Source organism: Pseudoduganella lutea (assembly GCF_004209755.1).
GTDB classification, from domain to species: domain Bacteria; phylum Pseudomonadota; class Gammaproteobacteria; order Burkholderiales; family Burkholderiaceae_D; genus Rugamonas; species Rugamonas lutea.
Map to the genome: position 1 here is coordinate 3,770,002 of NZ_CP035913.1, position 25,519 is coordinate 3,795,520.

At 65.5% G+C, this 25,519-nt stretch carries 18 protein-coding genes; 13 read left to right on the forward strand and 5 right to left on the reverse strand.

Features of this window, described 5'->3' with window-relative positions; genetic code table 11:
- Nucleotides 1-9: 9 nt before the first annotated feature.
- Nucleotides 10-492, reverse strand: coding sequence for a CinA family protein (locus EWM63_RS16005; protein ID WP_130187428.1), 483 nt, complete (start codon nucleotides 490-492; stop codon nucleotides 10-12).
- 261 nt (nucleotides 493-753) lie between these two features.
- Here EWM63_RS16005 and EWM63_RS16010 point away from each other — a divergent pair, with 261 nt between their 5' ends.
- Together EWM63_RS16010 and EWM63_RS16015 are read left to right on the forward strand one after the other, a co-directional pair.
- The gene (locus tag EWM63_RS16010; protein ID WP_130187429.1) at nucleotides 754-2,871 is read left to right on the forward strand and encodes a sensor histidine kinase, YfiR-like protein-associated; all 2,118 of its coding nucleotides are present in this window, start codon (nucleotides 754-756) and stop codon (nucleotides 2,869-2,871) included.
- Nucleotides 2,868-5,504 carry an EAL domain-containing protein gene (locus EWM63_RS16015; RefSeq protein WP_130187430.1) on the forward strand — a complete coding sequence of 879 codons (2,637 nt, stop codon included), beginning with the start codon at nucleotides 2,868-2,870 and terminating at the stop codon, nucleotides 5,502-5,504. The genes EWM63_RS16010 and EWM63_RS16015 overlap by 4 nt, the downstream gene beginning before the upstream one ends.
- A 13-nt stretch (nucleotides 5,505-5,517) precedes the next feature.
- Here EWM63_RS16015 and thiL read toward each other — a convergent pair whose 3' ends face one another.
- Together thiL and EWM63_RS16025 are read right to left on the reverse strand one after the other, a co-directional pair.
- A complete protein-coding gene (thiL, locus tag EWM63_RS16020; RefSeq protein ID WP_130187431.1) occupies nucleotides 5,518-6,495 on the reverse strand; it encodes a thiamine-phosphate kinase in 978 nt (325 codons plus the stop codon).
- Between the two features lie 62 nt (nucleotides 6,496-6,557).
- On the reverse strand, nucleotides 6,558-6,758 hold the full coding sequence (locus EWM63_RS16025) for a hypothetical protein (RefSeq protein ID WP_130187432.1): 201 nt from the start codon (nucleotides 6,756-6,758) through the stop codon (nucleotides 6,558-6,560).
- 349 nt (nucleotides 6,759-7,107) lie between these two features.
- Here EWM63_RS16025 and EWM63_RS16030 point away from each other — a divergent pair, with 349 nt between their 5' ends.
- The 7 genes from EWM63_RS16030 (at nucleotide 7,108) to EWM63_RS32935 (ending at nucleotide 16,122) form a co-directional block, all read left to right on the forward strand.
- The gene (locus EWM63_RS16030) at nucleotides 7,108-9,426 is read left to right on the forward strand and encodes an NADP-dependent malic enzyme (protein ID WP_130187433.1); all 2,319 of its coding nucleotides are present in this window, start codon (nucleotides 7,108-7,110) and stop codon (nucleotides 9,424-9,426) included.
- A gap of 103 nt (nucleotides 9,427-9,529) precedes the next feature.
- A complete protein-coding gene (locus tag EWM63_RS16035; RefSeq protein WP_130187434.1) occupies nucleotides 9,530-9,985 on the forward strand; it encodes a DUF2214 family protein in 456 nt (151 codons plus the stop codon).
- A gap of 176 nt (nucleotides 9,986-10,161) precedes the next feature.
- Complete coding sequence (gene gmd, locus EWM63_RS16040; RefSeq protein WP_130187435.1) at nucleotides 10,162-11,205, forward strand: GDP-mannose 4,6-dehydratase; 1,044 nt, start codon at nucleotides 10,162-10,164, stop codon at nucleotides 11,203-11,205.
- A gap of 1 nt (nucleotide 11,206) precedes the next feature.
- A complete protein-coding gene (locus EWM63_RS16045; protein ID WP_130187436.1) occupies nucleotides 11,207-12,142 on the forward strand; it encodes an NAD-dependent epimerase/dehydratase family protein in 936 nt (311 codons plus the stop codon).
- Nucleotides 12,139-13,266 carry a glycosyltransferase family 4 protein gene (locus EWM63_RS16050; RefSeq protein ID WP_229487304.1) on the forward strand — a complete coding sequence of 376 codons (1,128 nt, stop codon included), beginning with the start codon at nucleotides 12,139-12,141 and terminating at the stop codon, nucleotides 13,264-13,266. Before EWM63_RS16045 ends, EWM63_RS16050 begins: the two co-directional genes overlap by 4 nt.
- 5 nt (nucleotides 13,267-13,271) lie before the next feature.
- Nucleotides 13,272-14,390, forward strand: a complete 1,119-nt coding sequence (locus EWM63_RS16055) for a glycosyltransferase family 4 protein (RefSeq protein ID WP_130187438.1) — start codon at nucleotides 13,272-13,274, stop codon at nucleotides 14,388-14,390.
- Nucleotides 14,391-14,652: 262 nt separating this feature from the next.
- Nucleotides 14,653-16,122: a DUF4214 domain-containing protein gene (locus tag EWM63_RS32935; RefSeq protein ID WP_130187439.1), complete on the forward strand. Its 1,470-nt coding sequence runs from the start codon at nucleotides 14,653-14,655 to the stop codon at nucleotides 16,120-16,122.
- 30 nt (nucleotides 16,123-16,152) lie between these two features.
- Here EWM63_RS32935 and EWM63_RS16065 read toward each other — a convergent pair whose 3' ends face one another.
- Both EWM63_RS16065 and EWM63_RS16070 read right to left on the reverse strand, forming a co-directional pair.
- Nucleotides 16,153-17,163 carry a response regulator gene (locus tag EWM63_RS16065; protein WP_130187440.1) on the reverse strand — a complete coding sequence of 337 codons (1,011 nt, stop codon included), beginning with the start codon at nucleotides 17,161-17,163 and terminating at the stop codon, nucleotides 16,153-16,155.
- Nucleotides 17,160-20,537 (reverse strand): MHYT domain-containing protein, encoded by a 3,378-nt coding sequence (locus EWM63_RS16070; protein ID WP_130187441.1) that lies wholly within the window; start codon nucleotides 20,535-20,537, stop codon nucleotides 17,160-17,162. The genes EWM63_RS16065 and EWM63_RS16070 overlap by 4 nt, the downstream gene beginning before the upstream one ends.
- A 550-nt stretch (nucleotides 20,538-21,087) precedes the next feature.
- On the opposite strand from EWM63_RS16070, the gene EWM63_RS16075 reads away from it, so the two are divergent.
- The 4 genes from EWM63_RS16075 (at nucleotide 21,088) to EWM63_RS16090 (ending at nucleotide 25,376) form a co-directional block, all read left to right on the forward strand.
- A complete protein-coding gene (locus tag EWM63_RS16075; protein WP_130187442.1) occupies nucleotides 21,088-22,491 on the forward strand; it encodes an MFS transporter in 1,404 nt (467 codons plus the stop codon).
- 9 nt (nucleotides 22,492-22,500) lie between these two features.
- Nucleotides 22,501-23,691: an aldose epimerase family protein gene (locus EWM63_RS16080; RefSeq protein ID WP_130187443.1), complete on the forward strand. Its 1,191-nt coding sequence runs from the start codon at nucleotides 22,501-22,503 to the stop codon at nucleotides 23,689-23,691.
- 181 nt (nucleotides 23,692-23,872) lie between these two features.
- Complete coding sequence (locus EWM63_RS16085; protein WP_130187444.1) at nucleotides 23,873-24,865, forward strand: LacI family DNA-binding transcriptional regulator; 993 nt, start codon at nucleotides 23,873-23,875, stop codon at nucleotides 24,863-24,865.
- Nucleotides 24,866-24,992: 127 nt separating this feature from the next.
- Nucleotides 24,993-25,376 (forward strand): 5-carboxymethyl-2-hydroxymuconate isomerase, encoded by a 384-nt coding sequence (locus EWM63_RS16090; protein ID WP_130187445.1) that lies wholly within the window; start codon nucleotides 24,993-24,995, stop codon nucleotides 25,374-25,376.
- Nucleotides 25,377-25,519: the final 143 nt, after the last annotated feature.

Below are 25,519 nucleotides of genomic sequence, written 5' to 3' on the forward strand. Positions count from 1 at the left end.
GCACCGGCTTCAGTTGATGAAGCGCATCAGCCCCTGCAGCGCATGGATCACGGTCTGTTCGCGCACCGCGCGGCGGTCGCCGGAAAACACCAGGCGCTCGGTATGCACCGTGTCGCCATTGGCCCAGCCGAAACAGACCGTGCCGACCGGCTTGCCGGGCACCGCGCCGGTGGGGCCGGCGATGCCGGTGGTGGACACCGCGATGTGCGCATTGCTGTTGGCCAGCGCGCCCTGCGCCATCGCCGCGGCCACTTCCTCGCTGACGCTGCCGAACTGGGCAATCAGCGCGGCCGGCACTTCCAGCAACTCCGTCTTCGATGCATTCGAATAACAGACGAAACCGCAATCGAACCAGCCGGTCGAGCCGGCGATCTCCGTGATCGCCTGCGATACGCCGCCCCCGGTACAGGATTCGGCAGTAACCAGTAGCAATTCCTTGTCCTGCAAGGCGCGGCCCGCCTGGGCGGCCAGTTCGTTGATGTCCGTACTCACTTGTGTCTCCTTCGGCAAAGAATGTCCGGTTCCATTCTAGCGCGCGACACCGGACACAGGCCACGCACGCGGGAAAAAATTGTCGGGTCCGCGCGCGCGCCGCAATATTGCGGCGCGCACTTGCACTGAACGATAGAATAAGTCATTCAGTCAACGCGAGCCCGGCAACGTGGAATCTGCAAAGCTCACCCCAAGGCAATGGCCGGCTCCTGCCCGTGCCAGGGTGCCGGCGCGTGCGTTCGCAGGTGCCGGAGCGGCGCCATGATCAGGCTGCGCTCGCTGCGTCACAAGCTGCTCGGCGTGATCGCGCTCGTGATGCTGCCGGCCGTGCTGGTCTCGATCGGCACCATCGTCGTCTACGACCTGCACATCTATGAACAGACGATCACCGACGACATGACCACCCAGGCCGAGCTGGTCGGCCACATGAGCGCGCCGGCGCTGTCGTTCGACGACGACCGGCTGGCCCATGAAAACCTGGCGCTGCTGCGGCTGCGGCCGAAGGTGGAGGCCGGCGCCATCTACAATGCGCGCGGCCGGCTGGTGGCCCGGTATGCGGCACAGGGCGAACAGGGCGAACAGGGCGGTGTGCCGCCCGCGCCGGGGCCGCAAGGTTTCCACATCGAGGATGGCAAGCTGTACCTGTTCAGGCCCATCGTCGACAATAACGAGGTGCTGGGTACCGTCTACCTGCGCGCCGACTATGAAGTGCTGGCCCGCTTCCTGGACTATGTCGTGATCGGCATCGTGGCCGCGCTGCTGGCGCTGCTGTGCGCGTGGCTCGTCACCCGGCGGCTGAACGACGTGATCACGCGGCCGATCCTGTCCATCGCGCACGTGGCGCGCGATGTGATCGCCACCGGCGACGTGTCGCGCCGCGCCGAGCGGCTGGGCGAGGACGAAGTGGCCGAGCTGGCCGGCTCGTTCAACAAGATGCTGGCCGATATCGAGATCCGCAAGCGCGAGCTGGAAACGTCGAACCGCGAAATCGCCCGCGAATCGGAGCGTCGGCGCGAGGCGCAGCAGGAAGTGATGCGGCTGAACCAGGAACTGGAACAGCGCGTGCACGAACGCACGCTGCAGCTGGAAATGGCGAACCGCGAACTGGCGATGGCGATGGAAGAGGCGAAGAGCGCCAACCAGGCCAAGTCGGCGTTCCTGTCGTCGATGAGCCACGAATTGCGCACGCCGCTCAATGCGATCCTGGGCTTCGCGCAGATCCTCACGTCCGACAAGCTGCCGTCGACGCTGGCGCAAAAGAAGGAATTCGCCCAGCACATCCTGAAATCGGGCCGGCACCTGCTCACGCTGATCAACGAGATCCTCGACCTGGCCAAGATCGAATCCGGCGCGGTGGCGCTGTCGATGGAACCGGTGGCGCTGCCGGACATGCTGCAGGAATGCGAGGCGATGATGGCGCCGCTGGCCACCGCGCGCGGCATCCGGCTGCTGTTCCCGGAGCGTTGCACGACGAACGTGACGGCCGATCGCACGCGGCTCAAGCAGGTGTTGCTGAACCTGCTGTCGAACGCGATCAAGTACAACCGCGAGGGCGGTGCGGTGGTGATCGATTGCACACCGTCCGGCGCCGGATTGATGCGCGTGTCGGTACAGGATACCGGCATGGGCCTGCGGCCCGAGCAGGTGCGCATGCTGTTCCAGCCGTTCAACCGGCTGGGCCAGGAGGCGGGCGTGGAAGAGGGCACCGGCATCGGCCTCGTCGTCACCAAGCGCCTCGTCGAACTGATGGGTGGCACGATCGGCGTGACCAGCAGCCCCGGCGTGGGCAGCATGTTCTGGATCGAGCTGAAGACAACCGAACCGGTGCCGGTGCCGCCGGTGCAGGCCATGACGCCCCCGGCGCCAGGCGTGTCGGCGCCCGCGCGCGACAGCATCACGCTGCTGTACGTGGAAGACAACCCGGCCAACCTGAAGCTGGTGCAGGAAATCATCCGCTTCCGGCCCGAGCTGCGCCTGCTGTCGGCACCGGATGGCCAGCTGGGGCTGGAACTGGCGCGGGCCCACCTGCCGGACGTGGTCCTGCTCGACATTAACCTGCCGGGCATGAGCGGCTTCGATGTGCTGCGCCAGTTGCGCGCCGAGCCGCGCACCGCCGGCATCCCGGCCATCGCGCTGACGGCCAACGCAATGCCGCGCGACGTGGAACGGGGAATTGCGGCAGGATTCTTCCGTTACCTGATCAAGCCGATCAATATCGACGAGTTCACGGAAGCGATCAACAGTACAATCGACATGATCGGCAGTCCTGGCAACCCCGGCAGCGATGACCGTGACGGCGCGGGCGGGGAAAGCGACCATGGCGATACCACCGGCAAGCGGCAGGCCCAGCTGCTTGCGGAGAAGAAGGAGGAGTCATGATCAGCCGGGCCGATATCCAGGGCGCGAGCATCCTGATCGTCGACGACCAGCCCGTCAACGTGCAATTGCTGGAATACCTGTTGCAATCGACAGGCTACACGCATGTGAGTTCCACCACCGACCCGCGCGTGGTGGCGGCCTGGCATGAGCAATACAACTACGACATCATCATCCTCGACCTGCAGATGCCCGGCATGGATGGCTTCGCAGTGATGCAGGCCCTGCGCCCCCTCGAGCCGGACGGGTACCTGCCGGTGCTGGTGGTCACCGCCGAGCCGGACAAGAAACAGGCGGCGCTGGACGCCGGTGCGCGCGATTTCGTGAGCAAGCCATTCGATCCGGTCGAGGTGCTGACCCGGATCCGCAACCTGATCGAGGTGCGGCTGATGCAGCGCGAAGCGAAGTTCCACAATATCGTCCTGGAACGCACGGTGCGCGAGCGCACCGCCGACCTGCAGCGCTTCCGCACGGCAATGGATGCGACGGCCGATGCGATCTTCCTGATCGACCCGCAAACGATGCGCTTCGTCGACGTCAACGACGGCGCGGCCCGCATGCTGGGCTACTCGCGCATGCAGTTGCTGACGCAGGAGCCGGCGCGCATCGGCCTGGGCAGCCAGGAATCGCTGCGGCACCACGCCGAGGCGGCCCATGCCGCGGACGCGGATGCGCGCGCGCCCGTGCTGGCCGAAACCGAATTGCTGCGGCACGACCATGCCACCGTGCCCGTGGAAGTCTACTGGCAGCTGCAGCATGGCACGCAGCTGCCGCAGGAGGGCGCGCAGCCGCCCGCGCAATCCGCCGATGCGCAGCGCACGCTGATCTGCGTGGCGCGCGACATTTCCGAGCGCCGCCAGGCCGAGGAGCGGCTGCGGCACATGGCGTCATACGACAGCCTCACCGGCCTGCCCAACCGCACGCTGTTCTACCGCACGCTGGGCGATGCGATCGACCTGGCGCGCGACAAGGAGTGGCGCATCGTCGTGCTGTTCATCGGCCTGGACCGCTTCAAGAACATCAACGATTCGCTGGGCGCCGCGATGGGCGACGAGCTGCTGCGCGAATTCTCCGGCCGGCTCGTGCAGTCGGCCCGCATCCGCGACACGGTGGGGCGGCTGGGCGGCGACGAATTCGGGCTGATCCTGACGATGACGCGCGACCAGCAGGATGCGGTGCTGGTGGCGAATGAAGTGCGCGAAGCGCTGCGCACGCCGTTCGAGCTCGGCGGGCAGCAGGCCATGATGACGGCGTCGATCGGTATCGCCGTCTACCCGGACGACGCGGCCGATCCCGAAACCCTCGTCAAGTACGCCAACACGGCGATGAGCCAGGCCAAGGAAGCGGGCAGCGATGCCTACCGCTTCTTCACGGCGGGGATGAACGTGCAGGTGCTGGCGCGGCTCGACCTGGAAATGGCGCTGCGCCGCGCGCTCGACCAGGATGAGCTGGAGCTGCATTACCAGCCGAAAGTGAACCTGCTGACGGGACGGGTGTCCGGCGCCGAGGCGCTGCTGCGCTGGAACCGCCCCGGGCATGGCACCGTGTACCCGGCCGAATTCGTCGGCGTGCTCGAAGATACGGGGCTGATCGTCCGCACGGGCAACTGGATCGTCGATGCGGCATGCCGCCAGATCGCCGCGTGGATGGCCTCGCCGGTGGGGCCGGTGCACGTGGCCGTCAACGTCGCGTCGCGCCAGTTCATCGAGGGCGACCTGGAAGCGGAAGTGAAGCAGGCGCTCGAACGCCACAACGTGCCGCCCGACCTGCTCGAGCTGGAACTGACGGAAACGGCGCTGATGTCGAATGCCGAGCGCACGATCGACGTGCTGACCAAGCTGCGGCTGCTGGGCGTGAAGGTGGCGATCGACGATTTCGGCACCGGCTATTCATCGCTGGCCTACCTGCAGCGCTTCCCGATCGACAAGCTCAAGATCGACATCGCCTTCGTGCGCAACATCGTCACCAACCCGAACGACGCGGCGATCGCGCTGGCCATCATCAGCATGGCGCACAGCCTGAAACTGCGCGTGGTGGCCGAGGGCGTGGAAACGCGGCCGCAGCTTGAATTCCTGCGCCGCAACCGCTGCGACGAAGTGCAGGGCTTCTTCTTCAGCCGGCCGTTGAACGCGGAGGCCTTCGGGCAACTGGCGGCCAGCGGCAAGGCGCTGCCGCCGGACCCGAACCTGGCGACCGAACCGCCACAGACGCTGCTGATCGTGGACGACGACGTCAACGTGCTGTCGTCGCTGCACCGGCTGTTCCGGCGCGACGGCTACCGGATCCTCACGGCATCGTCGCCGACCGAAGGCTTCGACCTGCTGGCGCTGCACCCCGTGCAGGTGATCGTGTGCGACCAGCGCATGCCGGTGATGAGCGGCACGGAATTCCTCAGCAAGGTGAAGGACATGTACCCGGATACGATCCGCATCATCCTGTCCGGCTACACGGGGCTGGAGGCGATGCTCGATTCGATCAACCGCGGTGCGATCTACCGCTTCTACACAAAGCCGTGGGACGACGTGCAACTGCGCGACAATATCCGACTGGCATTCCACCACTACTGGCTGATGCACGGCAGCGGCAAGCAGGCCGGCCAGCCGGGCGAGGACCATACGGCGCTGCCGGGGCGCTGACCCGGCGCGACGATCAGGGCGTTCCGTTGCCGAAGTGGTCGAAGCCGGCCAGCCGCAACTCCAGCGGCGAACCCTGCCCATCCGTCAATTGCAGGCCCGGTGCCGCATCGATGCGGCCCACGCGCGTGACCGGGGTGCCGCAGGCGTCGCCCGCGGCCAGGATCGCCGCACGCTGCGCGGGCGCCGCGGTGAAGCACAGCTCGTAGTCGTCGCCGCCGGCCGCCGTGAACGCGCGGCGCAATTCGGGGTCGTACCCGGCCAGCACGGGGCCGGCGGGCAGCGCGTCCACGTCGAGCGTGGCGCCGACGCGGGAGCGCTCGAGAATGTGTTCGAGATCGCCCACCAGGCCGTCGGAAATGTCGATCGCGGCGCGTGCCAGTCCGCGTTCGGCCAGCAGCAGGCCCAGGGCAACGCGCGGCGTGGGCAGGTGCAGGCGCTGTTCGGCCTGTCGCTGCGCATCGCCCGCCACGACGACTTCGCCGCGGATGCCGGCCAGCGCCAGCCGCGCATCGCCCAGCGTGCCGGAAATCCAGATATCGTCGCCCGGCTGTGCCGCGTCGCGCCGCAGTGCCTGGCCCGATACCACTTCGCCGAACACGGTGATGCAGATGTTGAGGGGCCCCTTCGTCGTGTCGCCGCCGATCAGTTCGCAGTCATGCGCATCGGCCAGCGCGAACAGTCCGGTGGAAAAGCCGGCCAGCCAGTCGCGGTCGGCGGCGGGCAGTGCCAGCGCCAGTGTGAAGCCGGCCGGGCGCGCACCCATCGCCGCCAGGTCGGACAGGTTCACGGCCAGGCTTTTATGGCCGAGGCGGCGCGGGTCTTCGCCGGCAAAGAAATGGCGGCCTTCGACCAGCATGTCGGAAGAAATCGCCAGCGACCGGCCGGGCGCAACGCCCAGCAGGGCGCAATCGTCGCCAATGCCCAGTTGTGCCTTCGAGGCATGTGCCGGGCGAACGAAATACTGTTTGATCAGGTCGAATTCGGAGAGCATGCCTTCATTGTAAGGCCATCGCCGGGCCGCCGGGCGGCCAGGCAGCTCAACGCACCAACGCCTCAGCGGCGGCGCATGGCCCGCGCCATGATGCGGCGCGGCCGATCGCGCGCATAAATCCACGCGCAGCCCGCGGTGACGGCGGTGGCCGACAGGGCCAATTCCCATTCCGCTTTGTGCGGGGTGAAAAACAGGGCTACCGTGGTGACCGGAAATACCACGCCCGTCACGCGGGAGCACGTACGCCAGAAGATGGCCCGCATGCCTGACCCTTTCCAGGTATTGAAATGCCGCCAGTCTAGAAGAACATTTTCCTTAAGTAAAGATTTTTGTTAAATAATTGTTAATTACGAGTTGATAGTTTGCGACTCGCCGGCAAAGATCGGCAGGGAGTACCGTCTGAACTACAGGTATTTACTGAGCGTACTTCGTGTAAATCCGAAGCTGCCACGGCGTCGTTAGCACGGGCATACCAATAGGAAAGGTTATTTCGCATATAGGCGCCATACAAAATTCGGTCTTGACGGAAGCGTTGGTAAAAATACCTACTTTGGCCTGGAATGCGGTCTGCTAGAATCAAAGGATTTCAGACAGCACAGGAAGGCAGCAGGCATGGATTCGTCATCTGACAAGAAAGAGGAATTGCGGCAACAACTGCGTCTGGCGGCGCTCGAGTATCACGAGTTTCCGCGGCCGGGCAAGATCAGCGTAACCCCGACCAAGACACTGACGAACCAGCGCGACCTGGCCCTGGCGTATTCGCCGGGCGTGGCCGCGCCCTGCGAGGAAATCGTCGTCGACCCGTCGGCCGCCTATAAATATACGGCGCGCGGCAACCTGGTGGCCGTGATCTCGAACGGCACCGCCGTGCTGGGCCTGGGCAATATCGGCGCCCTGGCATCGAAGCCTGTGATGGAAGGCAAGGGCGTGCTGTTCAAGAAGTTCGCCGGCATCGATGTGTTCGACATCGAAATCAACGAACAGGATCCGGACAAGCTGATCGACATCATTGCGGCGCTGGAACCCACGTTCGGCGGCGTGAACCTGGAAGACATCAAGGCGCCCGAGTGCTTCTACATCGAGCGCGAGCTGCGCAAGCGCATGAAGATCCCTGTCTTCCACGACGATCAGCACGGCACCGCGATCATCGTGGGCGCCGCAATCCTGAACGGTATTTCGCTGGTCGGCAAGAACATCAAGGAATGCAAGCTGGTCGTTTCCGGCGCCGGCGCGGCCGCGCTGGCCTGCCTGGACCTGATCGTCGACCTCGGCTTCCCGATCGAAAACATCTTCGTCACCGACCTGGCCGGCGTGGTCTACCAGGGCCGCACCGAACTGATGGATCCGGACAAGGAGCGCTTCGCCCGCGACACCACGGCGCGCACGCTGGGTGAAGTGATCGCCGGCGCGGACATCTTCCTGGGCCTGTCCGCCGGCGGCGTGCTCAAACAGCACATGGTGCAGCAGATGGCGGCGCGCCCGATCATCCTGGCGCTGGCCAACCCGAACCCGGAAATCCTGCCGGAAGACGTGAAGGCCGTGCGCGACGACGCCGTCATCTGTACCGGCCGTTCGGATTACCCGAACCAGGTCAACAACGTGCTGTGCTTCCCGTACATCTTCCGCGGCGCGCTCGATTGCGGCGCCAGCACGATCACGCGTGAGATGGAAATCGCCGTCGTGCACGCGATCGCCGACCTGGCGCATGCCGAGCAGTCCGACGTGGTGGCCACCACCTACGGTTTCACGAACCTCTCGTTCGGGCCCGAGTACCTGATCCCGATGCCGTTCGATCCGCGCCTGCTGATCAAGATCGCGCCTGCCGTGGCCAAGGCGGCCGAGGACTCCGGTGTCGCCACGCGTCCGATCAAGGACCTGGAAGCGTATGCCGACAGCTTGCAGCAGTTCGTCTACCGCAGCGGCACGTTCATGAAGCCGCTGTTCGCGCAGGCCAAGATCACGAGCCCGGACACCAAGCGCATCGTCTACGCCGAGGGCGAAGAAGAACGCGTGCTGCGTGCCGTGCAGGTGGTGGTCGACGAACGCCTGGCGCGTCCGATCCTGGTCGGCCGCCCGGCCGTGCTGGAATCGCGCATCCAGAAGTTCGGCCTGCGCCTGAAGCAGGGCGTGGACTTCGACGTGATCAACCCGGATTACGACGACCGCTACCGCGATTACTGGACGTCGTACTACAACCTTGCCAAGCGCAAGGGCGTGACCGAGGAATACGCCAAGCTGGAAATGCGTCGCCGCCACAGCCTGATCGGCGCGATGATGATCAAGAAGGGCGATGCGGACGGCATGATCTGCGGCACCTTCGGCACGACCCAGCTGCACCTGCACTACATCGACCAGGTGCTGGGCAAGCGCCCGGGCGCCAATGTGTACGCGGCGATGAACGTGCTGGTGCTGCCGGAGCGGCAACTGGTGATGGTGGATACCCACGTCAACGAAAACCCGACCGCCGAGCAGCTGGCCGAGATCACGATCATGGCCGCCGAAGAGATGCGCCGCTTCGGCCTGCAGCCGTCGGCCGCGCTGCTGTCGCATTCGAACTTCGGCTCGTCCAACAACGAATCCGCGCAGAAGATGCGCGCCGCGCTGGCGCTGATCCGCGAGCGCGCGCCGGACCTGGAAGTCGATGGCGAAATGCACGGCGACACCGCGCTCGATTCGAAGCTGCGCAAGAAGCTGATGCCGGATTCCACCCTGCAGCGCGATGCGAACCTGCTGGTGGCGCCGAACATCGAATCCGCCAACATCGCCTACAACCTGGTGAAAACGGCCGCCGGCAACGGCATCGCGATCGGCCCGATCCTGCTGGGCTGCGCCGCGCCGGTGCACATCCTCACCCCATCGGCCACCGTGCGCCGCATCGTCAACATGACGGCGCTGTGCGTCGTCGACGTGGTCGCCCAGCGCAACAACTGATCGCCGCACCGCTCCATGAAAGCCGCCGCAAGGCGGCTTTTTTTCGTCCGATATTTCCTGAAAACCGGTGACAGACACCGGTTTTCGTGGAATATTCCAGACCATGACCGACCTCATCCTTGCCATCGTCCACCACCTGATCGTGTTCGGCATTGCCGCCGTGCTGGCGGCGGAACTGGCGCTGCTGCGGCCCACGTCGATGTCGCCGCACACGGTGAAATTGCTGGGAAGGTTCGATGCGTTCTACGGTGTGCTGGCGCTGGCGATCCTGGTCGTCGGCTTCGGCCGCGTATTCCATGGGGCGAAGGGCGCGGACTTTTACCTGGACAATCCTGTCTTCTGGGCCAAGGTCGGTGCGTTCGGCATCGTCGGCATCCTGTCGATCAAGCCGACGATGCAGATCGTCGCCTGGCAAAAATCGCTGAAGACCGATGCGGGGTTTACGCCATCCGCCGAGGAATTGAAAGGTGTGCGCCGGCGCAAACTGGCCGAAATCCACGTCTTCACGCTGATCCCGGTCGCCGCTGCGGCGATGGCGCGCGGTATCGGTCTTGGCTGAAAGTTGCCTGGAAAATAGGGTCCGTCCCCATTTTTCAAGCAACACTGCATCTCCAAAAGTTTCGCTGTAACAAGATGTAATTGATGTAAGTCCTGCTCACCCTGGAGGCGGCTCAATGTCATGCCTCTGTTACAATATCGGGCTTTTTCGTCAACCCTTCTAGAGACCCGATCACTATGCAAAACACGAAACGCGCCCTGGTCACGGGCATTTCCGGTCAGGATGGCGCCTATCTGGCGCAGTTGCTGCTCGAGAAGGGTTACGAAGTCACCGGCACGTTCCGTCGCACCAGTTCCGTCAATTTCTGGCGCATCGAGGAACTGGGCATCCAGGATCACCCGAACCTGAACCTGGTCGAACACGACCTGACCGACCTGTCGTCGTCGATCCGCCTGCTGCAGAAGGGCCAGTTCCACGAGATCTACAACCTGGCGGCGCAAAGCTTCGTGGGCGTGTCGTTCGAACAGCCGGTGACGACGGCCGAGATCACCGGCATCGGCGCCGTCAACCTGCTCGAGGCGATCCGCATCGTCGACCCGAAGATCCGCTTCTACCAGGCGTCCACGTCGGAAATGTTCGGCAAGGTGCAGGCAATCCCGCAAAAGGAAGACACACCGTTCTATCCGCGCAGCCCGTATGGCGTGGCCAAGCTGTATGCGCACTGGATGACCGTGAACTACCGCGAGTCGTATGGCATCTTTGGTTCGTCCGGCATCCTGTTCAACCACGAGTCGCCGCTGCGCGGCCGCGAATTCGTGACACGCAAGATCACCGACTCGGTCGCCAAGATCAAGCTGGGCAAGCTGGAAGTGCTCGAGCTGGGCAACCTGGACGCCAAGCGCGACTGGGGCTTCGCCAAGGAATACGTGGAAGGCATGTGGCGCATCCTGCAGGCCGACCAGCCGGATACCTACGTGCTGGCGACGAACCGCACCGAGACCGTGCGCGATTTCGTGACGATGGCGTTCAAGGCCGTCGATATCGCGATCGAATGGCAGGGCAGCGGCGAAACCGAAACGGGTCACGACGCGCAGACCGGCAAGACGCTGGTGCGCATCAGCCCGAAATTCTACCGGCCGGCCGAAGTGGACCTGCTGATCGGCGACGCCACCAAGGCAAGAACGCAGCTGGGCTGGGAGCCGAAGACCACGCTGGAAGAGCTGTGCCAGATGATGGTCGAGGCCGACCTGCGCCGCAACACCGCCGGCTTCTCCTTCTGACATGGCCGCGGCCTTGCAGCTGTTGTCGCCGGCACGCGAAGGCGCCGGCAAGCGCGCGCTGGTAACCGGCATCGCCGGTTTCACGGGGCGCTACGTTGCGCAGGAGCTGCGCGCCGCCGGCTACGAAGTATCCGGCCTGGCCACCCCGGGGAGCGATTGCGGCCCCGAAACGGTGGCGGTCGACCTGACCGATCGCGCCGCGCTGACCGCCGCGGTGCATGCACTGCAACCGGACGTGGTGATCCACCTGGCGGCGATCGCGTTCGTTGCCCACAGCGACGTCGAACAGATCTATCGCGTCAACGTGACCGGCACCCGCAACCTGCTCGAAGCCCTGGCGACATCGCCGAAGAAACCGTCGGCCGTGCTCCTCGCATCGTCCGCCAACATCTATGGCAACACCGATGCCGGCACGATCGGCGAAGACGTGCCGGCCGCTCCCGCCAACGACTACGCCGTCAGCAAGCTGGCCATGGAATACATGGCGCGGCTGTGGACGGACCGGCTGCCCCTGATCATCGTGCGGCCGTTCAACTACACCGGCGTGGGCCAGGCCGAGAACTTCCTGCTGCCGAAGATCGTGGCGCACTTCAGGCGGCGCGAGGCGCGCATCGAACTGGGCAACCTGCACGTGTGGCGTGATTTTTCCGACGTGCGCGTGGTGGCCGCCAGCTACCGCCACCTGGTCGCTGCCGGCCCCGCCGCCATCGGCAAGACGTTCAACGTCTGCTCCGGCAAGGCCTATTCACTGGGCGAGGCGCTCGACATGATGGGCACGATCGCGGGCTACCGGATCGATGTGCATGTCAACCCCGCCTTCGTGCGCGCCAACGAAGTGGTGCGCCTGACCGGCGACAACACGCGCCTGCAAGCCGCCGTCGGCACGCTGGCCCCGCCGCCGCTGGAGCAGACCTTGCGCTGGATGTACGAGGCGTGACACTGAAAGTCGGCGTCTCCGCCACCACGACTGAACCCGGCCTCACCGGCGGCCATCTCGACGGGATCGGCGTGTACAGCCGCGCGCTGCTGCGCGAACTGCCGCGGGAGGGCGTTACCGTCGACGCCCGCTCGTTCGGCCCCGCCGCGCAACTCACCGTTGGCCGCCCGATGCCGCGTTCGTTCCCGCTGGCGACGATGCGCGACCTCGTGTTGCCCGGCGCGTTGCCCGGTGCCCGGGAACACCTGGACGTGGACCTGTTCCACGCCACCGATTACCGCATCGTCAGGATGGACCGGCCCATCGTGGCCACGCTGCACGACGCGCTGCCCATCGCCCATCCCGAGTGGTGCAACCCCAGGCTGCGCGGGCTGAAGAACTGGCTGCAGGCCCGGGCCGCGCGCAAGGCCGATCACGTGATCGCCCATACCCGCTTCACCATCGCCGAACTGGTGCAGTGCTTCGGTGTCGACGAGCGCCGCATCAGCGTGGTGCCGTGCGGCGTGGACGAGGAATGGCTCGATGCGCCCGACGCCGCGCAGGTCGGCGCCACGCTGGCGCAGCACGGCCTGCGGCCTGGTTATTTCCTTACCGTCGGCACGCTGCAGCCGCGCAAGAACATCGGCGCGCTGCTGCAGGCCTATCTCGGCCTGCCGGCCAGCGTGCGCGCGCAGCGCCAGCTCGTGATCGTGGGCGCGGCCGGTGCGCGCAGCGAAGAACTCGTGGCGCGCATCAAGGCCGCGCAGCAGAACGGCGAGAACGTGGTGTGGCTCAGCCGCCTGACCAGCAGCGAGGCGCTGCGCCACGTGTACGCGGGCGCCGGCGTGTTCGTGTTCCCCACGCTGTATGAAGGCTTCGGCATCCCGGTGGTGGAGGCCTTTGCCTCCGGCGTGCCGGTGGTGGCGTCGAACGCCACCTCGGTGCCGGAAGTATCGGGCGGCGCGGCGATCGAAGTCGACCCGATGTCGAGCGCCGCCATCGGCGCGGCCATGCTGGAACTGGCGCGCGACGAGGCGCTGCGCGATCGCTGCATCGCCGCCGGCAAGGCGCGCGCGGCGGGACTGACATGGCGCGATACCGCGCGCAAGACCGCGGCTGTCTATGAAGCCGTGCTGAAAAACTGAACAGAATGCGCGTCCTTCATTTCTACAAGACGTATTACCCCGACTCATGGGGCGGCGTGGAACAGGCGATCCGCCAGATCTGCATGGGCACCGCACGCCTGGGCATCACCAACGAAGTGTTGACGCTGACCCGCAATGGCGGCCCGGCGCGCATGGAGATCGACGGCCACGTGGTGCACCGCGTGCCGCTGGATATCGAGATCGCATCGAACGCGATGTCGTTCGCGTCGATCCGCGCGCTGGCGCGGCTGGCCCGCTCGGCGGACGTGGTGCATTACCACTTCCCCTGGCCGTTCGGCGACCTGGCGCATTTTCTCGCCCGCGTGAAGAAACCATCGGTCGTCACCTATCACTCGGACATCGTGCGGCAGAAGGCGCTGCTCAAGCTGTATTCGCCGCTGATGCATCGTTTCCTCGCCAACGTGGACGGCATCGTTGCCACGTCGCCGAACTACTTTGCATCGTCCGACGTGCTGCGGCGCTACGGCGAGAAGGTGCGCGCGATCCCGTTCGGGCTGGACCGGAACACGTATCCGCAGCCGACGCCGGAGCGGCTGGCGCACTGGCGCGCCGAGGCGGGCGAGCGCTTCTTCCTGTTCGTCGGCGTGCTGCGCTACTACAAGGGCTTGCACATCCTGCTCGATGCGCTGGCACGTTGCGAATACCCGGTGGTGATCGTTGGCGCCGGGCCGATCGAGAACGAGCTGAAGGAGCATGCCCGCCGTCTGGGGTTGAAGCATGTCCGCTTCGTCGGCGCCGTCGACGAACACGACAAGGTGGCGCTGCTGACGCTGTGCTATGCGATGGCATTCCCGTCCCACCTGCGCTCCGAGGCATTCGGCATTTCGCTGCTGGAAGGGGCGATGTATGGCAAGCCGATGATCTCGAGCGAGATCGGCACCGGCACCAGCTACATCAATATCGATGGCGATACGGGCATCGTGGTGCCGCCCAGCGACCCGGCGGCATTCGGCAACGCGATGCGCACGCTGTGGGAAGACCCGGCCCTCGCCCAGGCAATGGGGCAGCGGGCCGGCGAGCGTTACCGTGCCCTGTTCACCTCGGAAAAGATGGCGGCGGATTACGCGGCGTTGTATTGTGAAGTTGCAAAGAGTTCCGCGTAAGCTTGCATGTCTTGACTTATATCAAGGCACCGACCTGATGCGTCGCTAAGATGGATACCGGACTCCCTGCCGTCGTCACGGTCTGCAAATTCCCGAACGTGCAGCGCAACAACGGGGCGACGGTGAGAGTCCACCAGTTTCGACATGCCCAGGCATTCGATAGCAAACAGCAAGTTTGTTGTGAGAATTATATCGGGTGACTACAATGAAAGGATTTGCCAGCGCCCCGTTCGGGGTGCGGCTTTCCAACCATTGGAGCAGCATGAGTTCCTGGACTCTCACCATCGCCGATCCACGCAAGCTGCTGGATGCGGCCACCGTTTCCCTCATCGATACCGACGTTGCATTCGTCCTTGGCTACCTCGACCGGTTCCTCGACTGGCAGGGCACACTCGACGTGCAAGTCAACATCAAGACTTATGCCGATCTGAAGAGTGAATTGGGATGGGATATCGACGGTATCTTTGCTGCCACGGAAATGGGGTGGTATGCGCGCGATGGCAAGTTATTCAAGAGCAACCTGGTCGAGATGGCCGGTGGCGCCGACCCGAACGGCACTGCTCCCGATGCCGGTTTCACGATCTATCTCGGCAAGGACGGCACGATGCGCAGTTACGGCACGCCGGTCTGGCTCGATCCCGACCCGGCCTTCCACGCCGGGCCGTCCGTACCGGCGGGAGGACACGACCTCGTGTCCATCGCCCTGCATGAAATGCTGCATACGCTGGCATTCGACCAGGCGGACTTTGCCACCGGCACGCTCGGCAGCAAGGTCACGTTCCTCGATGGCGCCTACTGGTTCAGCGGCGAGGCCACCGTCGCGCTGCTGGGCGGACCGCTCCCGTTCGATGCCAGCGGCCACATCATCAGCTCGCGCACGCCGCACTACGGCGTCAGCGGGGTGAACAGCGATTGGGGCAATTACGACCAGAACCGCTGGGATATCGGGCGGATCGAACTGGCGGTCCTGCAGGATCTCGGGTTCGACGTCCAGCTGCCGCCGGACGGCCTGCCCTATGCCGACCTGGACGACAAGGCGCCACGCCTTGCCGGCACCGCGGGGGACGATCTGCTGTACGGCGACTACCAGGCCAACGAGCTGCGTGGCGGCACGGGCAACGACCTGCTGGAAGGTGGCGCGGGCAACGATACCCTGGACGGCGGAACGGGCCTGGACACGGCGCTGTATGCGGGCGCCGCCGCCGGGTTCGACGTGCGGCAGCACAGTGGCGTCACCACGGTTATCGACAAGGCCGGCGCGGAAGGCCGCGACCTCCTGGCCGGTATCGAACGCATCCAGTTCGACGACAGCGCCCGGGCCTTCGACACCGCGGGCACTGCCGGCATGGCGTACCGCATCTACCAGGCTGCCTTCGACCGCGCGCCGGATCACGCCGGCCTCGGTTACTGGATCGACCGGATGGACCATGGCGCGACATTGGACGAGCTGGCGACGAACTTCATCCTGAGCACCGAGTTCCGCGACCTGTACGGCGCGGATCTGGCAGCCGGCGCATACATCACCCAGCTGTACGACAACGTGCTGCATCGCGCGCCGGACAGCACCGGCTACGATTTCTGGCTGTCCGCGCTCATCGGCAACGGTAACGGCAACGATACGCTGGCCACCCGCGCCGGCATCCTGGCCCGGTTCAGTGAAAGCCCCGAAAACGTGGGCCAGGTGGCCGAAGCGATCGGCGCCGGCATTGCGTACCTGCCGTGGGGCGCCTGACCCGAAGGTGGCGGGCGATGAGGGGGGGGATCAGGCCGCGGTTGCCAGCGGGGTTTCCGCCCATTTTTCCTTGATGGCGCAAATCGCCGGCAACAGGCCCACGAACAGGTCCACCAGTTGCGGATCGAATTGCACGCCGCGCTGCTTCTGCAGCAAGTCCACCGCTTCCTGCACCGGCCACGCCTTCTTGTACGGGCGTTCCGATGTCAGCGCGTCGAACACGTCGGCGATCGCGCAAATGCGGCCTTCGAGCGGGATCGCCTCGCCGGCCAGGCCGTTCGGATAGCCGCTGCCGTCCCATTTCTCGTGGTGCGTCAGCGCGATGTTGCGCGCCAGCTTCAGCATGCCGTGCGCGTGTTCGCCGATGATGTCGGCGCCGATCGTGGCATGGGTTTTCATGACGGCCCACTCGTCCGGGTCCAGCGGGCCGGGTTTCTGCAGGATACGGTCGGGAATGCCGATCTTGCCCACGTCGTGCATCGGCGCCGCATGCAGCAGGTCGTCCGCCTCGGCCTCGTTCATGCCCGCGGCCACGCCCAGCAGGCGTGCGTAATGGCTCATGCGGATCACGTGCATGCCGGTTTCGTTGTCCTTGTATTCCGACGCCAGGCCCAGGCGCTGCACGATTTCCAGCCGGCTGTCCTTCAGCTCGTCCATCCGCACCAGCGACAGGTGGGTGCGCACGCGGGCGCGCACGATCGGCGCGCTGACCGGCTTCGTGATGTAGTCCACGGCGCCGGCATCGAAGCCGCGCACCTCGTCTTCCGGATCGGTCAGCGCGGTCACGAAGATCACCGGGATCGACGCCGTGGCGGGATCGGCCTTCAGCGTGCGGCATACCTCGTGGCCCGTCATGCCGGGCATCATGACGTCGAGCAGGATCAGCGAAGGGTGCTCCTGGCGCGCCAGGTCCAGCGCCCGTGCGCCATCCTTTGCGAACAGCAGCCGGTAGTGGTCCTGCAGGATCTGGCGCAGCAGCTGCAGGTTGCTGGCCTCGTCATCCACGACGAGCACCAGCGGCAGGGGGGAATTCTGTTTCATGGGGAGGGTTCCATCTCGGTGCCAAGGACCGTCTGCAGCATCGTCGCCAGCCTGGTCTCGGCCAATGTAAAGTCGAAGTCGTCGATCGCCATCTGCAATGGCGCCAGCGTGGCCGGCGGCACGTGGCCGTGCAGCGCCTGCGACAGGCTGGCCAGGGCGGCATCGTCGAGCGCGCCCCGGGCCAGGGAGTGCTGCAGCGCCTCGGCAGCCGCGCGCACGGCGGCGGTGTCGAGCAGCGCCGCCGGCACGGGCTGCCCGGCGCCGCCGGGTTCCGCCACCGGTTCCAGGCACGGCTGCGCGCGCACCGCCGCCAGCGCCGCATCGAGCTCGCCGGCATGGCGTGCCAGCAGCGCGGGTAATGCGTTACGGTCGTTCGTGGCCGCCTTCTCGATCCCCGCCAGCGTTTCGGCCAGCTGTTCGAAGCCCAGGTTGGCGGCCACCCCGCGCACCCGGTGCGCCTGGGCCTGCAGCCCGACGCCGTCACCGGTTTCATGCAGCGCCGCCAGTTGGCGCGCGCTGGCTCCATGGTCCGCATCGAAGCGGCACAGCGCCTGCTGGTGTTCCGTGCCGCCGCCCCAGCGCAGTGCGCCGGCGGCGCGGTTCAGCACCTGCGCCTTGCCCGGCTGGCCGGCGGGAGCGACCGCGCAGACCGCATGCAAGCCGAGCACGCGGGCGATTTCATGCGACAGCGCATACCAGTCCACCGGCTTGGACGCAAAGCCGTCCATGCCTGCCGCGGTGCTGGCCTTGCGGTGCGCTTCCAGCACGCTGGCCGTCATCGCCAGCACCGGCACGCGCGGGCGGCCATTGCGGGCGGCTTCCTCGCGGATCATCCGGGTGGCCGACAGGCCGTCGACGATCGGCATCTGCACGTCCATCAGGATCACGTCGAAGTCGTGCTGCGCCGCGAGTTCGGCCGCGCGGGCACCGTCGTGGGCCGGTGTCAGCGTGTGGCCGCGCTTGCCCATCAACAGCCCCAGCAGCTCAAGATTCTGCGCCACGTCGTCCGCGGCCAGCACGCGCAGCGGCGGCAGTTCGTAGGCCGCGCCCTGGCGCTGGCGCGGCATGAGCGCCTGCTCCGGCGCGAGGGCCGGCACCAGCGGCAGCACCACGTGGAAGGTGGTGCCTTCGCCCGGCGTGCTTTCGGCCCAGATGCGGCCGCCCATCAGTTCCACCAGCTGCTTGCTGATCGTGGTGCCCAGGCCCGTGCCGCCGAAGCGCCGCGTCATCGACGCGTCGGCCTGCGTGAATGGATCGAAGATCGCGGCCAGCCGGTCCGGCGCAATGCCGATACCGGTATCGCGCACGGCGATCGCCAGTTCCTCACCCACCCGGGAAACGGACAGCGTGACGCTGCCGACGGCCGTGAACTTGATCGCGTTGTCCACGAGGTTGGTCAGTACCTGGCGCATGCGCAGTTCATCGCCGTGCAGCCAGGGCGAGAGGTCCGGCGCGAACGCGATGTTCAGCGCCAGCCCCTTGGCACGCGCCGTCGTGTTATACGTCGACGACAGCTCGTCGATCAGCGCCAGCAGGCTGTAGTCGTCCAGCTCCAGCTCCACCGCGCCTTTTTCCAGCTTGGCGGTATCGAGGATCTCGTTCAGCAGGCGCAGCAGGGACCGGCCGGCATGGCGCACCGTGTCCAGGTGGGCGCGCTGGTCGGGCTTCAGTTCGGTATCGAGCAGCACGTCGGTGAAGCCGAGGATCGAATTCATCGGCGTGCGGATTTCGTGGCTCATGTTGGCCACGAAACTGGCACGCGCCGCCGATGCCTGTTCCGCCTTTTCCTTGGCATCGCGCAGGTCTTCTTCCATCTGGCGCCGCTCGGTGGTGTCGAGGATCACGCCGTCGAACCAGCGCGGCTTGCCGTCGTCGCCCCGGACCATCGTGCCGTGTTCCCAGACCCAGCGCGAGCTGCCGTCCGCATGGCGGATGCGATACTCGACCGTGTACGGCAGGCCGTTCTCGGCGCACAGCTTGCAGACGGCCATCACGCGCGGCATGTCGACCGGCAGTATCAAGTCGTTCAGGCTGCGGAAACTGGCGGTGCCGACGAAGTCCGATACCGGGTGGCCGGTGACCCATTCGACGCCATCGCTGATGAATTCGAGCGGATAGTCGTTTTCGGCGCGGCAGCGGAATGCAATGCCGGGAATGCTGCCGATCAGCGAGCGGAATTGCAGTTCACTGTCGCGCAGGGCCGTGGTGATCTTGCGCCGCTCGCTGATGTCGGTGATGAACAGCACGTATACATTGCTGTCGATGAGCTTTGCATGGCCGAGCGCCTTGCGGATCGGTACCTCGGAACCGTCCTTGCGGCGGCCCATCACTTCCTCGCCGGCGCGTGCCAGGTGCATGTCGCCGGTGCGGATGCAGCGCAACAGGCCATGCCGTTCCGACGCTTCCGGGTCGGCCATCAGCAGCTTGGCGGGCTGGCCGACGATCTCGTCGTGCCGCCAGCCGAAGATGCGCTCGGCCGACGCATTGAAGTCCCGGATGATGCCCTGCTCGTCGATCGTGACGACACCGTCGACGGTCGTCGTCGTCAGCGCATGCATCGACCTTTCGCTCTGCAGCAGGCTGCGGTATATCTCGCGGTAGCGCAGCAGGCCCTGCACGGCCATGACCGCCAGCGTGAACAAGATCGTGATCGCGGAAACGGAGAGCGCCATTTCGTCCGTGTCATCCGGCAAGGCGATGTCGGGCGGCATGCCGACGAAACGCGCCGCCGCCATGCCGGTGTAGTGCATGCCGGTGATCGCGCAGCCCATCACGATGGCGCTGATGCCGAGGCGCTGGCGCCCCGACAAGTGCCGTGCGCGTTCACGCAGGCCGAAGCGCACGCCCAGTGCGACCGTGGACAGCACCACGGCCACCACGATCGACAGTGCGAACATCAGCGGATCGTAACGCAGTTCCAGCGCCGTCTGCATGGCGGCCATGCCGCTGTAGTGCATGGCGCCGATGCCGGCGCCCACCAGCACGCCACCCAGCAGCAACGTGCCACGCGTAAGCCGCTCGCGCCGCGTGATCGACAGCGCCACGGCCGACGCGGCAATGCCCGGCAGCAGCGACAGGGCGGTGAGCACCGGTTCGTATTGTGTGCCGATGCAGACGTCGAACGCCAGCATGCCGATGAAATGCATGGCCCAGATGCCCGCGCCCAGCGCCAGGCTGCCGGACAGCAGTGCGGCCGCGCGCAAGCCACGGGTCTGCGCGGCGCTCTGCTGGCCGGCGATGTACAGGCCCATGCCCGATGCAAAGATCGCAATCAGCGCGGACAGCGCCACCAGCCGGAGGTCATAGATCCCGTATTGCAGCAGCGACGGGTCGTCCGGTGGCGAAAACAGGGTGATCAGTGCAGACAGGTTCATGGCGGCGGGAAAACAAATAGTTGCTTTACGGTAGCACATTTCTCCTTGGAAATTAAGGACTTGCGTGATGGACGTACCTTTTCACCGGGACACAAGCCGGCCTGGCGTTGCGGTCCCGCGACACGCTTGCCTGGCTTTTATCGGTATGGATAACTTATTGTTACCGGTTCGCCAAAAGGCTTGGCAGCCGCCGGTAGTACGGCAGTCTGCCGATTCACCGCGATTGCTTTTCGGGTCAGTGGTCGGCGGCTGGGACCGGGAAGGGCGGCTTGCCCTTATTTCCGGCAAGGATTCCTGGTCGGGACCGCGTTACGTGAAGCGTTGCAATCGATCGAATTGCTGCAGATCGTGGCATGAACCGGGCACCTGGCCGGCGGGTTTTCGAGCCCGGGATCTGGTCAGGCCAATGATCGAAAGGCCGGGTTTTTTGCTTGCTTAACGCCCTGTTAGGTTGTACGATGACATACAACTAAGGCCCCCGGCCTGGTGCTGCTGCTGATCTCGCTGGAGACCGAGAGAGATCAAACGATAACCTATACAAGTGATCCCTATGAAGCTGAACGAGCCCGTAAGCCAGCAAGGCGCTGGCCAGCGCGCCGTAGCACCCGCCGGTAAGTACCGGTGGACCATCTGCGCGCTGCTGTTCTTTGCCACGACCGTCAACTATCTCGACCGCCAGGTGCTGTCCTTGCTGGCGCCGCAGCTCTCGAAGGAATTCAACTGGTCCAACTCGGACTACGCCAACATCACCGCCGCGTTCCAGTTCGTGTATGCGCTGTCGATGGTGTTCGCCGGCCCGATCGTCGACAAGCTCGGCACCAAGAAAGCCTACCTGTGGGCGATTGCCATCTGGTCCGGCGGCGCCATCCTGCATGCCTACTCGGTACCGATGGGCAATGCGGTCGGCAGCGCAATGGGCGCACTGGGTATGGTAGCGGCACCAGCTTCCATCGTCGGTTTCATCATTTCGCGTGCCGTGCTGGCGGTGGGCGAGGCCGGCAACTTCCCGGCCGCGATCAAGGCCACCGCGGAATTCTTCCCGAAGAAGGAGCGCGCCTTTGCCACCGGCATCTTCAACTCCGGTGCCAACGTGGGCGCCATCCTGGCCCCGCTGACCGTGCCGGTCATCGCCATCCACTGGGGCTGGCAGGCCGCGTTCATCGCGATCGGCGCGATCGGTTTCATCTGGATGATCTTCTGGCACCTGATGTTCGACTCGCCGGAGAAGAAACTGTCGGCGGCTGAACTGGCCTATGTGCGCAGCGATTCCGGCACGGGTGCCACCGCGGCGGCGCCCGTGGGCGCCAAGAAGGTGCCATGGACGAAACTGCTGACCTACCGCCAGACGTGGGCCTTTGCCGGCGGCAAATTCCTGACCGATGGCATCTGGTGGTTCTTCCTGTTCTGGCTGCCAAAATACCTGGCATCCGAATACCAGATGGGCCCGGCGGACATCGTGATTCCCCTCGCCGTGCTGTACAGCATGACGATGTTCGGCAGTATCGGCGGCGGCTACTTCCCGGCCTACTTCATGAATCGCGGTTACTCGCCGTATGACGGCCGCATGAAGGCGATGCTGGTGATTGCGCTGTTCCCGCTCGTGGTGCTGGCCGCGCAGCCGCTGGGCTCGATCAGCTTCTGGGTGCCCGTGATCCTGATCGGCATCGGCGCCTCGGCCCACCAGGCATGGTCGGCCAACCTGTTCACCACCGTGTCCGACATGTTCCCGCAGCGCACCGTAGCTTCCGTGGTCGGCATCGGCGGCATGGCCGGCGGCCTGGGCGGCGTGGCCGTGTCGAAGCTGGGCGGCTGGCTGTTCGACTACTACGGTGCGCAGGGCAGCCTGTCCACCGGCTACATGATCATGTTCACGCTGTGCGCCGTGGCTTACCTGCTGGCCTGGTTCCTGATGAAGGCCCTGGTGCCGCACCACAAGGAAATCACGGACCTGTAATATCGGAACATGATTCGCTCATCCATCACAACGGCCGCGCTGGCGCTGGTATTGACCGGCGCCGCGGCCGCCGAGGGCCGCACCGGGACCCACCAGGGTATCCTCGTGCGGCCCTTCGGCGCCCTGGCCTCCGGCCAGGCCATCGAACAGGTCACGCTGACGAACGAGCGCGGCATGACGCTGTCCTACATCGACTATGGGGCGACGATCACCGGCGCCACCGTGGCGGACCGCGCCGGCCGGCGTGCCAACGTGATCCTCGACCAGCCCGACCTGGCCACCTACGAGCGCTCGAAAACCAAGCATGCCGCCGTCATCGGCCGCTATGCCGGCCGTATCGCCAACGCGCGCTACACGCTCGACGGCAAGACGGTCGAACTGATTCCGAACGCACGCGGCATGACCATCCACGGCGGCCCGGACGGCTATGAAAAACGGGTGTGGAAGCGCCGCGATTTCGCCGACCAGGCATCGATCGGTTCCGTCTACACACTGGTCAGTCCGGATGGCGACCAGCGCTTTCCCGGCACGCTGACGATCGACGTCACATACCGGCTGCAGCGGGCGAGCGACGAATTCTTGATCGAGTACGCGGCGCGCACCGACAAGCCCACGGTCCTCAATCTCACCAACCACGGCTACTTCAACCTGGCCGGCGCCGGCAGCGGCGGGCTGCAGACGCACCGGTTCTGCATCGCCGCCGAACGCTACGCGGTCACGGACGACAATCGCCTGCCCACCGGCGAACTGGCACCGGTGGCCGACACGCCGCTGGACCTGCGCCGCCCCACGGATATCACGCCGTTGCTGGCCAAGCCGGCCGGCACGCTGGCACCGCCCCGTGGCTTCGACCACAGCTACGTGTTCGGCCAGCCGGCCGGCCAGATTGCCCGCGTGGCGGTCATCGACGACACGGCCAGCGGCCGGCGCATGGAAGTCTTTACCAGCGAACCGTCGGCGCAGTTCTACACGGGCAATGGCTTCAATGGCACGGAGCGCGGCAGCAGCGGCCGCCCCTACCAGCAGCACGATGGCTTCGCGTTCGAGACGCAGCACCTGCCGGACAGCCCGAACCAGCCGTCGTTCCCGACCACGGCGCTGTATCCGGGCCAGCAATTCAAGGCGGTGACGACGTTCCGTTTCTCTGCGGTGCCACCCGGCGCCGCGCCCGCTACCTGCATGCCAGCCACCAGTCCGTGAAGCAGCGGTGTCTGACATCATTTTCTGGGTGATCTTCCAGAAAATGGTGTCAGATACCGGTTTTCCTCTGCACACTGCCTGCTATGTAAATTCGGTTAAACGTTTTACAAAACCAGCCCCGGCGATTGCCTTCCTGTCGGCGGCCGGGTTAAGATCGCCGGCACCCCTGGCCGATCCGATCATGAAGAAAAACATCCCGACCATCCGCGACGTGGCGGCCGCCGCTGGCGTCTCGACCGCCACCATCTCCAAGTTCATCAATGGCACGCAGCGTTTCTCGCCGGCCGTGGAAGCGCGCATCGCCGAAGTGATCGGCCAGATGGGCTACCGTTCGAACCCCTTGGCGCAATCGATGATCACGGGGAAGACAAAAACCGTCGGGCTGTCCGTGCTGGACGTGACCAATCCCCATTTCACCAGCATCGTCAAGGGCGCGAACCGGGTGGCGCAGGCGCATGGCTACACGGTGCTGCTGGTCGATACGGAAGAAAACCCCGGCCGGGAGCAGGCGCTGCTCGAGGCGCTGTCACGCCGCGTGGATGGCCTGATCATCTTTTCGCGCATGCCGGATTCAGAGCTGGAATGGCTCGCCGGCCTCGACAAGCCGCTCGTGTTCTTCGGCCGCCTGCCGCGCATGACGCTGCCCACGGTGGCCAGCGACGATCACCGCGGCGCCTACATGATGACGCGCCACCTCGTTACGCTGGGCCACAAGCGCTTTGCCTACATGGGGTTTTCCAAGTCGCGGCGCGACGAGGAGCGCATGGGGGGCGTGAAGGAATGCCTGGCCGCGCATGGGCTGGAACTAACGGTGTACGACGCCGCGGCCCCGTCGGCGCAGGAAGGCGAGCGCCTGTGTTCCGAGATGATGCTGGGTGCCGGGCATCCGGATGCGCTGGTGTGCTACAACGACCTGATGGCGCTCGGCTTCATGAAGGCTGCGCAGTCGCTGGGCTTCCGGATTCCTGCCGACATCTCGGTGGCCGGCGTCGACAACATCGTGTACGGCAACTATACTTCGCCGCCGCTGACGACGGTCGACCTGCACAGCGAGCGGATGGGCGTGGCGGCAATGGAGAAGCTGCTCGACACGATTGCCGGCCGGCCCACGGAACCATTCACGCTGATCGAGCCGCAACTGATCCTGCGCGGTTCCACCGCGAATCGCAACTGAGCGCGGCGGCGCCTGCCGCATTGCGCCGTTCGGGTTAAAGTAAGCGTTTTCTACGGTATATCGCCGGGCTGATGTACCCCGGCGGAGAACCGATTACGATGGCATACCTGACCAGAAAACCCGCGACATGCCCCACCTGAGAATTGAATACACCGGCAACCTCGACGGCCACGTCGACATGCAGGCGCTGTGCAACGTGCTATGCCGTACCCTGACGCAGTTCCAGGACGACACGGGCAACTCCGTCTTCCCGCTGACCGGCACGCGCGTGCTGGCCTACCCGGCGCCCTATGCCGCGGTGGCCGACGGCGCCGCGGACCGCGCCTTTGTCTACCTGCTGCTGCGCATTGCCCCCGGCCGGCCGCCAGCATTGCTGGACGCGGTCGGCAAGGCGCTGCTGGCCCAGCTCGACTGCACACTGGCGCCCGTCACCGCACTGCGCTCGATCCGCGCCACCTTGCAGTTCGACGAAGGGCGGCCTGTCTACGAAGGCAAATGGGCGTCGGCCTAGCGCCCGCCTCGCCACTACACTCGAGCCCGTGTCTACCATGGGGTCAACCCCGATTTCGGACACGAACTCGTCCGTAAAAAAGCTGAGCCCGTGTCCACTTTGAGGGTTGACCCCAAGGTGGACACGGGCTCAGCCGTGATTCC

Bases quoted from the DNA above. Each gene is read 5' to 3' on its own strand.
- gmd (WP_130187435.1), top strand. From the start codon at position 10,162: ATGCAAAACACGAAACGCGCCCTGGTCACGGGCATTTCCGGTCAGGAT.
- EWM63_RS16065 (WP_130187440.1), bottom strand. From the start codon at position 17,163: ATGAAACAGAATTCCCCCCTGCCGCTGGTGCTCGTCGTGGATGACGAG.
- EWM63_RS16055 (WP_130187438.1), top strand. From the start codon at position 13,272: ATGCGCGTCCTTCATTTCTACAAGACGTATTACCCCGACTCATGGGGC.
- EWM63_RS16085 (WP_130187444.1), top strand. From the start codon at position 23,873: ATGAAGAAAAACATCCCGACCATCCGCGACGTGGCGGCCGCCGCTGGC.
- EWM63_RS16080 (WP_130187443.1), top strand. From the start codon at position 22,501: ATGATTCGCTCATCCATCACAACGGCCGCGCTGGCGCTGGTATTGACC.
- EWM63_RS16045 (WP_130187436.1), top strand. From the start codon at position 11,207: ATGGCCGCGGCCTTGCAGCTGTTGTCGCCGGCACGCGAAGGCGCCGGC.
- EWM63_RS16090 (WP_130187445.1), top strand. From the start codon at position 24,993: ATGCCCCACCTGAGAATTGAATACACCGGCAACCTCGACGGCCACGTC.
- EWM63_RS16030 (WP_130187433.1), top strand. From the start codon at position 7,108: ATGGATTCGTCATCTGACAAGAAAGAGGAATTGCGGCAACAACTGCGT.
- EWM63_RS16075 (WP_130187442.1), top strand. From the start codon at position 21,088: ATGAAGCTGAACGAGCCCGTAAGCCAGCAAGGCGCTGGCCAGCGCGCC.
- EWM63_RS16070 (WP_130187441.1), bottom strand. From the start codon at position 20,537: ATGAACCTGTCTGCACTGATCACCCTGTTTTCGCCACCGGACGACCCG.
- EWM63_RS16025 (WP_130187432.1), bottom strand. From the start codon at position 6,758: ATGCGGGCCATCTTCTGGCGTACGTGCTCCCGCGTGACGGGCGTGGTA.
- EWM63_RS16010 (WP_130187429.1), top strand. From the start codon at position 754: ATGATCAGGCTGCGCTCGCTGCGTCACAAGCTGCTCGGCGTGATCGCG.
- EWM63_RS32935 (WP_130187439.1), top strand. From the start codon at position 14,653: ATGAGTTCCTGGACTCTCACCATCGCCGATCCACGCAAGCTGCTGGAT.
- thiL (WP_130187431.1), bottom strand. From the start codon at position 6,495: ATGCTCTCCGAATTCGACCTGATCAAACAGTATTTCGTTCGCCCGGCA.
- EWM63_RS16015 (WP_130187430.1), top strand. From the start codon at position 2,868: ATGATCAGCCGGGCCGATATCCAGGGCGCGAGCATCCTGATCGTCGAC.
- EWM63_RS16035 (WP_130187434.1), top strand. From the start codon at position 9,530: ATGACCGACCTCATCCTTGCCATCGTCCACCACCTGATCGTGTTCGGC.